This window comes from Niastella koreensis GR20-10 (genome assembly GCF_000246855.1).
Lineage (GTDB): Bacteria > Bacteroidota > Bacteroidia > Chitinophagales > Chitinophagaceae > Niastella > Niastella koreensis.
The window spans coordinates 6,285,698-6,299,644 of sequence record NC_016609.1 but is presented as its reverse complement, the minus strand read 5'-3'; the positions used below and the strand labels follow the sequence as shown (position 1 = coordinate 6,299,644).

At 44.9% G+C, this 13,947-nt stretch carries 10 protein-coding genes; 5 read left to right on the top strand and 5 right to left on the bottom strand.

Features of this window, described 5'->3' with window-relative positions:
* Nucleotides 1–122 precede the first annotated feature (122 nt).
* From mqnB to NIAKO_RS24930, 4 genes are all read left to right on the top strand, one after another.
* On the top strand, nt 123–785 hold the full coding sequence (gene mqnB / locus NIAKO_RS24945) for a futalosine hydrolase (protein WP_014221228.1): 663 nt from the start codon (nt 123–125) through the stop codon (nt 783–785).
* Between the two features lie 116 nt (nt 786–901).
* The gene (locus NIAKO_RS24940; RefSeq protein WP_014221227.1) at nt 902–1,744 is read left to right on the top strand and encodes a 1,4-dihydroxy-6-naphtoate synthase; all 843 of its coding nucleotides are present in this window, start codon (nt 902–904) and stop codon (nt 1,742–1,744) included.
* Nucleotides 1,745–1,843: 99 nt separating this feature from the next.
* Nucleotides 1,844–2,299, top strand: a complete 456-nt coding sequence (locus NIAKO_RS24935; protein WP_014221226.1) for a hypothetical protein — start codon at nt 1,844–1,846, stop codon at nt 2,297–2,299.
* Between the two features lie 224 nt (nt 2,300–2,523).
* On the top strand, nt 2,524–3,513 hold the full coding sequence (locus NIAKO_RS24930) for a phosphotransferase enzyme family protein (protein ID WP_014221225.1): 990 nt from the start codon (nt 2,524–2,526) through the stop codon (nt 3,511–3,513).
* A gap of 14 nt (nt 3,514–3,527) precedes the next feature.
* Here the strand turns inward: NIAKO_RS24930 and NIAKO_RS24925 are convergent, their stop codons facing one another.
* The 4 genes from NIAKO_RS24925 to NIAKO_RS24910 all read right to left on the bottom strand — a co-directional run bounded on the left by NIAKO_RS24925 (nt 3,528) and on the right by NIAKO_RS24910 (nt 10,334).
* Nucleotides 3,528–4,820, bottom strand: a complete 1,293-nt coding sequence (locus NIAKO_RS24925) for a cryptochrome/photolyase family protein (protein ID WP_280513750.1) — start codon at nt 4,818–4,820, stop codon at nt 3,528–3,530.
* 104 nt (nt 4,821–4,924) lie between these two features.
* Nucleotides 4,925–5,761 carry an aminotransferase class IV gene (locus NIAKO_RS24920; RefSeq protein ID WP_014221223.1) on the bottom strand — a complete coding sequence of 279 codons (837 nt, stop codon included), beginning with the start codon at nt 5,759–5,761 and terminating at the stop codon, nt 4,925–4,927.
* A 373-nt stretch (nt 5,762–6,134) separates the two neighbouring features.
* The gene (locus tag NIAKO_RS24915) at nt 6,135–6,809 is read right to left on the bottom strand and encodes a response regulator transcription factor (protein WP_014221222.1); all 675 of its coding nucleotides are present in this window, start codon (nt 6,807–6,809) and stop codon (nt 6,135–6,137) included.
* A 909-nt stretch (nt 6,810–7,718) separates the two neighbouring features.
* Nucleotides 7,719–10,334 (bottom strand): ligase-associated DNA damage response DEXH box helicase, encoded by a 2,616-nt coding sequence (locus tag NIAKO_RS24910; RefSeq protein WP_014221221.1) that lies wholly within the window; start codon nt 10,332–10,334, stop codon nt 7,719–7,721.
* A 354-nt stretch (nt 10,335–10,688) separates the two neighbouring features.
* On the opposite strand from NIAKO_RS24910, the gene NIAKO_RS24905 reads away from it, so the two are divergent.
* Nucleotides 10,689–12,302 carry a T9SS type A sorting domain-containing protein gene (locus tag NIAKO_RS24905; protein ID WP_041347267.1) on the top strand — a complete coding sequence of 538 codons (1,614 nt, stop codon included), beginning with the start codon at nt 10,689–10,691 and terminating at the stop codon, nt 12,300–12,302.
* 254 nt (nt 12,303–12,556) lie between these two features.
* On the opposite strand, the gene NIAKO_RS24900 is transcribed toward NIAKO_RS24905, so the two are convergent.
* A complete protein-coding gene (locus NIAKO_RS24900; RefSeq protein WP_049815605.1) occupies nt 12,557–13,936 on the bottom strand; it encodes a c-type cytochrome in 1,380 nt (459 codons plus the stop codon).
* Between the last annotated feature and the right edge of the window lie 11 nt (nt 13,937–13,947).

Genomic DNA, 13,947 nt, shown 5'->3' with positions numbered 1-13,947 from the left:
GCCGCAAGCTTGAAGCCCCAAGCTACAAGGCTTCAAAACTCAGGGTCTTTGATTTTAATCGGAAACATTGAATTTCAGGGCTTGCAGCTTACAGCTTGCGGCTTGAAGCTTACATTTGCGCTATGGAAATTTTACTGGTAGCCGCCACCAACTTTGAAATTCAGCCCACGATAAATTATTTAGCCGAACGGGATTGTATCATTGGTAATAACCATTTTGAGATCCTGAATACGGGCGTCGGCAGTATGAGCACCACCTACTGGCTTACAAAAGCCATTGACAAACAACGGCCTCACTTAATGATCCAGGCAGGTATTGGCGGCAGTTACCGTGCTAACTATCCTCCTGGCAGCCTGGTATTGATAAAGGATGAGGTAACCGGCGATCTGGGCGTGGAAGAAAATAATGAGTTTAAAGATATCTTCGATATGGGACTGCCGCAGATCACCGATCCCTATACCGGTAAGCACCTGGAGAATAAACATACGGAATTGCTGCAGCAATACAACCTTCCGCTGGTAAAGTCAGTCACTATAAATGAGATCACTACCAGGCCGGCGCGTATTGAACAATTGCAACAAAAATATCAGCCGGTTGTTGAGAGCATGGAAGGCGCCGCCTTTCATTATGTAGCCCTCCTTGAAAAAATTCCATTTATCCAATTACGTGCAATCTCCAATATGGTAGGTGAGCGGGATAAGTCCAAATGGAAAATGAAAGAGGCTATTCAGTTATTGAATGAGCAGTTGATTAAGATGGTGAGTTCCCAGTTCTTTGGTTTGTAAGTTCGTAGGTTCTTAAGTTATTAAGTTCAAAACTCAGGAACCTAACGTACGAACTCAATAACGTACGAACCTAATAACCTGACATTTAGAATTTCAAAACATAGTAATATAGAAAAATGACTCTTTCCTTAGGCTTTTCACCCTGTCCAAACGACACGTTTATTTTCGACGCGTTAGTAAATAATAAGATCGATACAGAAGGTATAACGGTAGAACCGGTACTGGAAGATGTGCAAACCCTTAACGAATGGGCAATAAAAGGTAAGCTGGATGTAACAAAGATCAGTTATGGCGTATTACCGCTTTTACTGGAAAAATACCTGGTGCTGAATGCCGGTGGCGCGCTGGGGAAAGGTGTAGGCCCCCTGTTGATCACCAAACAGGCTTCAGCAAACAATAAAGATGTAAATGAGATGACCATTGCCATTCCGGGTGAAAATACCACGGCGCATATGTTGTTCTCATTGGCCTATCCGCAGGCTGCCAAAAAGAAATTCATGGTGTTCTCTGCTATTGAAGATGCAGTGTTGAGTGGGGAAGTAGATGCCGGTGTTATCATTCATGAAAACCGCTTTACGTATCAGCAAAAGGGTTTGCATAAACTGGTTGACCTGGGTGAATACTGGGAGCGCGAAACCGGTAACCCCATTCCGCTGGGGGGCATTGTAATAAAAAAATCATTCGACAGCGCCCTGCAGCAAAAGGCAGACAGGGTAATAAAACGCAGCCTGGAATATGCATTCGCCCATTACCCGTTGATAACTGATTATGTAAAACAACATTCCCAGGAAATGAGCGAATCGGTAATGCGCCAGCACATCGACCTGTATGTGAATAACTATTCTTTGCAACTGGGTCCTGATGGTAAAGCAGCAGTGAATACTTTTTTGGATATTTACGAGCAATTGAAGAAAGTAGGGGCGAACAATAAAGAAATCTTTTTAGCAACAGCGGAATAATAAAAATGGTATAGCCTTTGCTGAAACACCGGGAAGATATTTGAAGCATGGAGCCGGGTGCATGATTTGTATAGCGAGCCGTACTGTAAAAGTCATTATATGAAGAAAGTTTCCCTTGGTTTAGCGGTTTTTACCTTGTTTTCCTTTGGCTGTATGTCCCATAAAAGCAAAGGCAAAACATATTTTGCCGATCTGTTAAAGGATGTGGATAAAGTACAATTGAAATTCTTCAACCATGGCGATACACTTTCTGAGGCCATTACAGATCAATCTGAAATTAATATCTATAAAGAACTGATAACCGGCAAACGCGATCCCAAACAAAAGATCAAATGCGATTCTACCGGTCAGATCATGTTTCTTACCAAAGAAGACGTTATCCTGAACGCATATTTTTCTTCCCGCGCATCGGGCAGTAAATACGACAAACCGAGTGTTACCTATTCTGAAGAAACCGATAATTTTGGTTCTGCCTTGACAATCCGCTCGGGACAGGATATTGACGACTACTATTTTAAGCTGCGCAGCACCGCCATCAGAATGGCGCAGCACTAGAAAATATTGAATGTTGAATATTGAATATCGAATGTTGAAGGATAAGAACTTCGGCATTCGATTTTTTATTATTTGTATAATTGAATAAACCCGCTTTATATTTGCGCCTCTTCCCCGACTAAAGCCGGGACAAGTCTGCACGCTGCCCACTCTTTATCAGCCTCTGCTCCTCCCGTTACACGGGATTATTTTTTCCAATTAGCTGATATAAAATACAATCAATTATGCAACCTTTTCCAGTTGTGTGTTCCACGCTGTCGGCAACACATTTGGCTGCCTATCTGCAACAACAGTATGGGTTTGGCGCAGGCACTACCTGCCGTTTATTACGCGCGGCTATCAATCATGCTTACCTGGTAACAGATGGGGAGCAGCAGTATGTTTTCAGGGTTTACAGTTATAACTGGCGCACTGATTTAGAAATAACAGAAGAGCTCAGGCTGTTACGGGTGTTGAAAGAAAACGACATTCCTGTTTCATTTGCACTACCCGATGCACAGGGAAATTTTATTCAACATATACCTGCACCAGAAGGCATGCGCATGGCCGTGTTATTCTCTTATGCAAAAGGAGAGAAGGTGTTGAATTATTCACCGGAGCTTCATTATAAGCTGGGTGTTATTATGGCCCGTATGCATACAATAACAAAAGGAATGTATTTACAACGCCCGAAGTACACCCCTGCCACGTTATTGAAGGATTCATTTGAGTTGGTAAAACAATTCATCGCTGCAGATACGGAAGAAATGAAGTGGATGAAGAAAGTGCAGGCGTATTTGATGGAACAATATGATAATACATTTCCTGAGTTGTTAAGGTTTGGGGTTGTGCACATGGATATCTGGTTCGATAACCTGCATATTTATAACAACGAAGACATCACCTTCTTTGATTTTGATTTTTGTGGCAATGGCTGGCTGGTACAGGATATTGCCTATTATATGTTACAGCTCTTCAATACCGAAAAAGACACCGAACAACATGCCTTAAAGCTGAAACATTTTTTAACCGGTTACGAGTCGGTCACTCCTATACACGACCACGAAAAGGAACTGATCCCCGCCGCCAGTGTGGCTATGTATTTCTTTTACCTGGGCGTGCAATGCCAGCGTTTTGAGAACTGGACCAATACCTTTTTGAATGAAACCTACCTGAAGCGGTACATCAACATGTTCGTAAAGAAATTATGCGAGCATTACCAATTGCCGGTATAGGAAACGGGATCATCCTATTCCCGGGTAAGCGCTTTTTTATAGGTTTCCAAACAGCGGACGCGTGCTTTTTCGTGTTCAACGATAGCGCCGGGGTACGTAAATTCTTCGAACTCCGGCACCCATTTTTTTATATAGGCAAAATCAGGATCGAACTTTTTAGTTTGCGTATAGGGGTTAAAGATCCTGAAGTAGGGCGCTGCATCGCAGCCGCTGCCTGCCGCCCATTGCCAGTTGCCGTTGTTGCTTGACAGTTCAAAGTCCAGGAGCTTTTCTGCAAAATAGGCTTCGCCCCAGCGCCAGTCGATCAGTAAATGTTTGGCCAGAAAAGAGGCGGTGATCATCCGCACGCGGTTATGCATAAAACCGGTGGCGTTCAGTTCGCGCATGCCGGCGTCAACAATAGGGTAGCCGGTATTGCCTTCGCACCAGCGGGTAAATTCGGCTTCATTGTTTCGCCATTCTATAAGATCGTATTCTGCCTTAAACGCCTTACCCTGGCCCACATGCGGAAAATGCCACAGGATCATTTGAAAGAAATCGCGCCAGATGAGCTCGTTCAAAAAAGTTTCGTTGAGCTTACTGGCTTTTTGCGCCAGCTGCCTGATGCTGATGGTGCCAAAACGCAAATGCACTCCCAGGTGACTGGTGCCTTTTACTCCCGGGAAATCGCGTTTTTTATCGTAATGTTTTATAACCGCATTATCCGGTGAATCGGTTGGGAACTCACGGCCCGTTTTTTCAAACCCGATGGCCTGCAGGGAAGGAATGCGTTTGGGGGCATGCTGATGAAAGTGCCTGAAGTACTTTTTTGTTGGATAACTCTTTAAATAGAATTCATTGAGTTTAACCTTCCATTTTTTACTATAGGGCGTAAAAACGGTGTAGGGTTTGCCATCGTCTTTTGTTACCTCGTTCTTTTCAAAGATCACCTGGTCTTTATAAGTATGAAAAGCGATGCCGTGTTCTTCTAAAAATCTGGCAATTCTGTTGTCCCGTTCCTGCGCATAAGGCTCATAGTCGTGGTTGGTATATACAGCTTCAATTGTATATTGTTTCACCAGTTTTTTAAAGGCGTTGAGCGGGGTGTCGTGTAATACATCCAGGGTAGAACCCAGCTCTTTCAACTGTTCCTGCATTCCCGTTAATGCATCATGAATAAATTCAACCCGCGCATCTGAAGTATTGGGTAATTGATCCAGGATGTTGGTGTCGAAAATAAAGATGGGCAACACCGGGTTATTGCCTTTCAAGGCATGGTATAAACCGGCGTTGTCGTCCAATCTTAGATCTCTTCGGAACCAAAAAATATTTATGTTTTTGATGGCGCTTAATTTATATTATGATTAAGTTATTGGGTTATTAAGTTAGTAGGTTATTGTGTTTCATCATAAGCACCTACGTATCTAATAACCTATGGGCTAATGAACCTTTTATACAATTCTGCAACAAGCTTATTGGAATATACTTTATTACGGAATTTAGTAACCCAACGTATCCCAAACAACGCATTCGTTAAAAAAACTTCATTGGCCGTTTCTAATTCGTCTGGCGTACATATTTTTTCAATTACCGTATAACCGGCTTTGGGCATTTCCTGTAATAAGTATTGACGCATTACACCGGCCACGCCACCTTCAGACAGGGGGGGAGTATAAATACTGTTTTGATGCACCCGGAACACGTTGGCAATGGTGCCATCGCAAATGCGGTTATGCGCATTCAACACCAGGCAGTCGTTCAGCTGATGTTGCCGGGCATATTGCGCCGCCATTACATAGGGGAGGTAGTTGTTCGATTTCAGGTTGGATAACTGGTCACAGCTTTTTTGTATACCCGGACAAACATCAATAGTAAAACCTGTTTCATTAAAGGCGAGGTAATCACTGGCCAATGGTTCTGCCTGAATAATAATGGAGGCAAAGGGTTCATCCGTGGCAAAAAGGTTACCATTACCCCGCACGACGGTGAGGCGTACCCGTGCCACACCGTTGATGTTGTTACGGTTACACAACTCCAAAATGGCTTCGGTAAGATAAACGGCTGTGTAGTTTTCCGGTAACTGCATATTCAGTACAGACAGCCCTTTAGTCAATCGCTCCAGGTGCAAATGGAATAGTGGCATTTCACGCTTCACCACTTTAATGGTTTCAAAAAGCCCGTCGCCAAAACGCAATCCCCTGTTGTTGGCGGAGATGATCGGAGTATTGGCCGGTATTACTTCGCCATTAAAAAACAACCAGTTGTTCATGCGGTGAAGTTCTGGAAAGAATACAAAAAGACAAAAAGTCATTAAGCTGAAGCGGAAAGCTATATCGTTTGTAGCGGGATTCTTTCGGGTATTTACAGTGGCTAACAAGGACCAAACAAGGGATTAACAAGGACATAACAGGGACTTTCTCCCTGTAAGGTCCCTGTTATGTCCCTGTAAGGTCCCTGTTATGTCCTTGTTAGGTGATAAAAAGATTCGGTAAAATCTCTGTACAAACCGCGAGTCGGCTCAATACCTGGCCGGTATAGTGTGGGGACCCATAGGCAAAAAAAATCCGCCCCGATATATCGGGACGGACTTTACAGACATTTTGACTGATGTGACTGTTTGAATTTCTTCTTTAAAGGGAGGATCACACGTTCTGGTCAATGATACCGTTTTTTACCGCATACATCACCAGGCCGGCCATTGACTTGGCGCCGGTTTTGGTTTTGAGTTTGTCGCGGATTGCTTCAACGGTACGGGGGCTGATTTCAACAATATCAGCGATTTCTTTGGTCGTTTTCTCTTCACACATGAGTTTCAAAACCCGGATCTCTTTTTCAGAAAGATTTACGTCCTGGGGGCCGGCTATATCTGTGCGTTTTGTACGCAAGCCAGTGAGCAGGGCTTTGTTGGTAAGCTCATTAAAAAAGAATTCCTGTTCGTAGCAGGTTTTAATGGCCTGGTAAATGGTTTCTGAATCGGAGTTTTTGGTGAGGTAAGAATTAGCACCAATTTCCATCAACTTGCTGATCATCGAATGATCGTTGTGCATGGAAAGAATGATAACCTTTGCTTCTGGCCGAAGTTTGCGAATCTCAGGCAGGGTTTGGATGCCATCCATAATAGGCATCTGAATGTCCAACAGAATGATGTCTGGCTCAATGTGTCTGAGCAGGTTTAAGAGTTGCATGCCATTGTCGGCTTCGGCAATTAACTCTACATCCCTTTTAGCAGCGAGGGCTGTACGAACGCCGGCCCTGAACAGGGCATGGTCGTCTGCAATAGCTACTTTAATAACGCCTTCGGTGTCAGGTTTTTTCATGCGGGTTGTATTGTTTTTAATAAGATAAGGATCCTAAAAAACGTCGGATTACACGACGTCCAAATTCGGCCCTAAAATCTTAAATTTTCGTGACAAATACTATAGCATTTTTACGAAATTATATTATTTCGGATAATACTTATAAACATTTTGAAAGGTAACATTACTAGGGGTAGGTAGTTATCATACCTGGCAGGTATGTGAATATTACTAGTTTCAGAAGTAAAAACCGTATAAATAAAATAGGGCAATATTGCTCTTTTCCACATTCTTGTCAACACCTATTTTTGGAGTCAAGTTGATTGACGGGGATTGGCAACCTCGTTTCGTCCAGAGTCCTTAGAATTCAACCGTCCAAAAGTCATTTCCAATATCCAGTAAAACCGGTGAAATCCAATGTCAATCAACTTCTTTTTCGCCTTTTACTTTTTAGTCAATATATAGTCCCTGTCGAAAACACGTATCCATTCCCGACATCTATCGTACACCTTTGAAAACAGCGTACCCACATCAATTCCTGGGAAAGGCCTGGCTGTTTAAGCTCGTATTAATCCCTAGCTTATGGAATCTGTTTCAGAGTGCCGTTGTTCAATAACCTTATGATCCTCTGAAAAGTATTTAAACGTTGTTGGTTAGAGCTGTGTGACAATTTCTTATGCCTGCTTTTTTTACTGTGCTTACCGGTACGGCAATAAAAGGCAGGCATTCTTTATTTAGGAGCTGATGGGAAATTTGCTTCTTTCTTTCTCATTTTGGGATAATGTGGAAAAGAAAGCAGCTGCAAGCCTCAAGCCTCAAGCTGCAGGCAAATACAGGCTGAAAGGTGAAAGTTGAAAGGCGAAAGCAATTCACCGCTGCGCGGCGGCCGTTTCGTATGCAAAAAATTGCCACTTGCAAATTGCTCATTGCCTATTGGTTCAATTGTGCCTGCATTCTTTTTACCCTGTCTTCCAGTTTTTCCGAGGTGAGGTTTTCCCGCATACTGTCTACTTTTATGGGGAAACAGAATGGGGTTAACTGCTGGGGAAATGTAATGATGATGGTCGATCGTTGTATTCTTTCCAACATATTGCGCAGCCGTACTTCTTCCATCTGCTGATCGAAAACTTCCTGATAGGATTGGCGCAATAGTAAATTACCCGGCTCATATTCTGAAAATACATTGAATAATAACGAGGCAGACGATTGTAAATGCCGGGCTTTCTTTTGTTCACCGGGATAACCCTGGAAAATAAGTCCGCCAATAACTGCGATATCGCGGAATTTTCGTTTTGCCATTTCTGTTGCATTCGCACTTCGCTGAATATCAGCCAATAGATCATTGGGGGTGAACAGTTCATACACATTGGTATCATCCACCGGTATGGGTTGATCGCTCAACAGTTCAAACCCATAATCATTCATAGCAAAAGAAAATGTAATAGGCGTTATCTTACTGATGCGCCAGGCCAGAATGGCCGCCATGGCCTCGTGCACCAGCCGCCCCTCGAACGGATATACAAAAAGATGATAGCCGTCCTTCGTTTCAATATGTTCAATTAATAATTCATTAGCACCGGGAACATGGGAGAGCCTTTCCTGAAGGTTAAATAATGGTTCCAGAACCTGCAACTCTATATCAGGCAGCTTAGCCGGCAATTGTGAATCGGCAATCCCCGACTTGTCGGGGCTGGCTGGCAATGGATTCCCGGTTTTCGGATCTCTTACTTCTGTATTCTTCCCTTTGCCCTTTGCCTTTTGCCCTCTGCCTTCCTGAATGTCCCTTGCTTCTTCAAACTTCTCGCGCAGCTTCTTTCCTAAATTGGCACTCAACGGCATACGCCCGCCCTGCCAACTGGGGACTATCGATTTTTTTGCATTTGATTTACGTACGAGCGCAGTCATATCCTTAATGGTCACCAGCTCCAGTTGACGGCCCGCCAGGGTAAACACATCGCCGGGCGATAAACGGGTGATGAACCATTCTTCAATTACCCCAATAAAACCGCCACTCACAAACTTCACTTTCATCATGGCTTCGCTTACAATGGTGCCAATGTGCATCCGGTGCCGCATGGCTATGCGCCGGCTGGTAATACGAAACACCCCATCGATGACCTCTACCTTTTTATATTCATCATATTGTTGTAAGGCATTGCCGCCCGAGGTAATAAATTCCAGGATGGCCATCCACTCGCTGTCGGTTATGTCGCGGTAACAATAAGTGGTGCGGAGTTCTTTTAACAATGGTTCCGGTAAAAAGCCATCTGAAATGGCGAGGGTGCTCAGGTACTGGATCAGTACATCAAAGCACAACAGCATGGGTTCCCTGCTTTCAATAAAGGTTTCTTCCACCGCATTTTTCAGGGCGGCTGCTTCTACCAGTTCCAGCGAATGGGTGGGCAGAAAATAGATGCGGCTTACATCGCCGGGACTATGACCACTTCGCCCGGCGCGTTGTAAAAAGCGGGCAACTCCTTTGGGCGACCCTACCTGTATAACGGTTTCAACCGGGCGAAAATCAACACCCAGGTCAAGACTGGCGGTACATACCACCGCTTTGAGCCGGCCGGTGTGCAGGGCTTCTTCTACCCAAATGCGCAATTCCTGTTCAATACTGCCGTGGTGCAAAGCTATAGCGCCTGCCAGATCGGGGGCAGCGGTTAACAATGCCTGGTACCATTGCTCGCTCATGCCGCGGGTATTGATGAAGATGAGGGTAGTGCGGCTGTTGTGTATGATGGGCAGTACTTTATGGATGAGCCTTAAACCCAGGTGGCCCGACCAGGGATATTTTTCTATTTCATCGGGGATGATGGATTCAATAACAACGTCTTTGCGGATGTTGGCTTTGACGATAACTGCCTTCCCCCGGACCCCACCGGTGGAGGGGGAGGAGTTATAAACAGATGATAACAAAACCTCCTGGGCCTGTTCCAGATTACCAATGGTTGCGGAGATGCCCCAGACCTTTAATTGTCCATTTCGCAAGGCTACCAATCGTGAAACGGCAAGCTCTACCTGTACGCCGCGTTTGGAGCCGATGAGCTCATGCCATTCGTCAACGGCCATGATCTGCAGAGTTTCAAAAGTGTCGGGATAGCCTTTTTGCGCCAGCAGCAGGTGCAGGCTTTCCGGGGTAATGATCAATACTTCGGGCATGCGGCGTTTTTGTCGCGCCCGTTCGTTGATGTCGGTATCGCCGTTGCGGATGCCTATTTTCCATTGCATGCCCAGCTCACTCACCACTTCTTCCATGGCCCGGCCAATATCCTTGGCCAGGGCCCGCAGGGGCGTGATCCACAACAGTTGTAAGCCATTATTGCCTTTTGATTTCCAGTCGTGCGGATGGTGATTGATAAAATCGATCAGGGCGCCCAGGAATACAGAAAATGTTTTACCACAGCCTGTGGGGGCGTTTACCAATCCGCTTTTGCCATTAATAATATGTTGCCAGGTTTCCTCCTGGAAGGTGAACGGATGGTTGTTTTTGTTTGCCAGCCAGTTAACGATCGTAGTATATCCGGTAGTTGTTTGAAGCCTCATAACACATGGGCATGCGGAAGTTGATTCGCGTCTGCATGCCTTTTCCTTTGCGAAGTAATTTAGTGAATTTTTGGGCCCCCTCCCAAACCCTCCCCCTGCAGGGGAGGGCTTTCTTAACAGGCCGCTAGTTCCATAAATTGGAAAATCTTTCCTGTAAAGGGAAGAATTTACTGCCTGATGACGGTTTTCAAGCGCCTGTTAAGGGTATTTTAGTAAAACTGTTAATTGATTATAAGTGTGGTATGTACAGGTAATTATGTAGTGGAGAAAAATGTAAATCATCGGCAGGATTCCTGTTTTCTTTAATCTGGCCTGTGTTTGGTTTCATTACGGTCGCACAACCCCTCGATCCGCATGAAACTTGATTCCCGTACCCCCGCCAATATCCGTTGGTTATTGGTGATACTATGGGTGGTATTATCCACCTCATCGTTAATAGCCCAATGCCCTGGAGGCAGTACGCTTAATACTGCAGGTACTTATAATAATGGTACAAACATTTGTATCACTACTGCTTTTTCAGGAAACATCAGCTTGAACAACGGGGCCACTTTAACAATAACCAGTGGCGGGAATTACACCGGAACCCTGGATGCAAAAAAGGGTTCCATTGTAAATGTGCAGAAGGGTGGTACCCTGGCGGCTACCGCCAATAATTTTGCGGCTACACTTACCAATTTGGGTACGGTAGGCGGGAACATTACGGTTGATGATGGCGCTGCGATCACCAACACCGGTACATTTAACTGGAATGCCAGCTGGAACCAAAACAATACGATCGTGGTGACGAATAATGCCTGCGGTACTATGACCTTTGCCCAGAACACCAATGTAAAGGCCAGCGCCCAGATAATTAATAATGGGGTGCTCACATTTTCGTCAGGGGTCACTACCGATAATGGCACCACCATTAATAACCGGGGAACAATAACGTTTAATGATGTTAATATAAGCGGTTCGTTTATCAACCAGAGCAAAGCTATTTTTAAAGGCAACAATAATACCATCAATAGCAGTCAGGTAGCTGACTCGCTGGTGAACACGGGGACGATCACGGTGAGTAATTCACTTACTACTTCCATAAGCACCCGGAATGAAGGCTTGCTGTGGGTTGGTGGTTCATACACTATAAATGGTCAGGCTTTCAAAATAAATAATAGCAATGCTTATGTGCGGGTGGGCGGCGCACTTAGCAATAATGGCCAGATATCGGGAAATGGCAGTTTGTATATTGGTGGCAGCATTGTAAATAACCAAAGCATTAGTGGAAATGGCCCGGCTGCACAACTTACGGTTAACAAATCATCCGGTTCAATTGGTGGTACCACGTTTGCGATAAACTATAACACCGGGCTGGCTTCAAAGGATACCACCAATTATACGCCCACTATGTCCAATGCGGCTTCGTGCGCGGTACTGGCAGATAAAATGAGTGCTTTACAAGCTGTATATAATAACGGGCGGGTTCAACTGAACTGGTTTGCCTATGCACAGGCAAATGCGCGTTCATTTACCATTGAATATAGCCTGGATGGCTTGTCATTTACCCCGGCCGGTGAATTGACAGGCGCGGCCTCTAACGATGCAACCACTCCATATACGTATGTATATTCCCCGGGTGTTACCGGAACGGTATATTACCGCATTCGCGAAACAGATTTTAACGGGAATTATTATTACACCAATGTGGTAGTGGTGCGAACCGGAAATACGTTTACGGTAGGTACCGAGGTATTTCCCAATCCATTTAAAGATCTTCTGCAAATAAGTATGCAACTGGAGAAAGCCGGCGTGATTCAGGTAGCGTTGTACGATGCAAGTGGCAGACAGGTAAAAAAGGTGCAGCAGCAAGGACTGTTGGGCCGTAATACCATCGTCATGAGTAATTTGACAACGCTACTCCCCGGTGTTTACCTGGTGCAGGTAAAAGCAGACAATCATACTTTGTTCGATAAACTGATTAAATAGTGTTACACGAGGGTTATTTTGCACATCAGGGCTCCGCTTTTGCGGGGCCTTTATCTTGCGGCCCCCTCCCGGCCTTCCGCCAGCTGGCGGAGAGGAGTTTAGCAACCTCGCGATAATACTTAAATGATCCTCTCTACAGAGGGGCACCTATTAACTTGTTAACTCTATCAACATTATCAACTCTATCAACTTCCTGGTTAACTCGTCAACTTCCTTTTTCATTTTTCATTCTACATTTTGTATTTACCTTTTAATTATAAGGTTTTCAAATACTCCAAAACCACCTTCCGCTCTTTCTCCGTAAGCCTGTCGCCAAAGGTATGGCCATAGTTACCATAACCGGGCAGATCGGTATTGTAGGTGAATTTATCGAGGGCTTTGGTTTCTTTGGTGAATTTCCAGCCTAGCTTTTCATAATCGTATTCGGGGTTATCGAAATCGCGGCTCCAGTATTTAGGACGAAGATCGCTGTTGAGCAACGCTTCTAACGTTGGCACAGATCCGTTGTGCAGATAAGGCGCTGTGACCCAGATGCCATCGAGCGGGGGCGCAATGTACCCCATAAATGGTTCCAGTCGTGCCGGATGATCACCGGTGGTGAACCAGCTTTTATTAAACCATTCAACAAACTGCGGACTGGAATAATTGTATTTGTACAACAGTGAGTCTGTTTGAATAACCGGTTCGGGGATCAACAGGTTGGGATATTTTTCGGTAGCGCCATAGGAGCCATGACAGCCGCCACATTTTTTGTTGAAGATCTTTTCGCCGTCACCGGCCAGTGCTTTATCAATAGTGCCGGGATATTTAGGTGGTTCCAATGAAAAGATATAAGCCAGCAGATCGGGCATATGTGAATCTACTTCTGCAGACTCTGCCGTGTCATTTACGGTAAGCAGGTTAGAGGCCATCAGGAACCGGCCAAAATCGCCACGGCCAAATCCATTATAAAACATCGCATTCTTTTTCTTCAGCAACCACCATGGTGGTACATCAGATGGAATAACCATTTCGGGAATATCCAACTGTGCTTCAGGGTTCCATTTAAATGTTACAGGGTCACGGTGAGATGCCAATACGGCTGCCAGCCGATCGGCAGTATTCACGCCCCTGATATTAGTTATGAGGAAAGGTGTGACGATTTCTGCTACATCCAGAAATGGTTTGGCTGCTTTGTACCTGCTGGCGGAGGTGAGTTTCAACATGCTCTCCACCATTTTCAGGTTCTTTACATTCGTCTTTTCATTATGGGTGAAATCCATAAAGGTATTACCCAGGCCTATTACCAGTTTACCATCGAACACCTGTGCATGGCATTGCAAACAGTTGGGCGCCACCAGTACTTCGCCATTGGCTGCTGTAACTGTATTGTATTCGTGCGAGACCTCGGCATTATTACCGGTGCGTTGCAGGTAATTGGTTTTGCTTTTGCCCATGCCCATCAACCAGGTCCTGAAAGGGATCCCGCCTTTTACATATTCGCCGGTTGTAAGATACTCATATCCTTTCTGCACATCGCCCCCCATACGTTGTGTACTTGGCGGAATAGGAACGGGTTCATATTCGCTGATAAACACACCGGTAAAGGCTACACCACTGATCACGATGAGAATAAGCACCATCCATTTTTTCATGCGCGGGGATT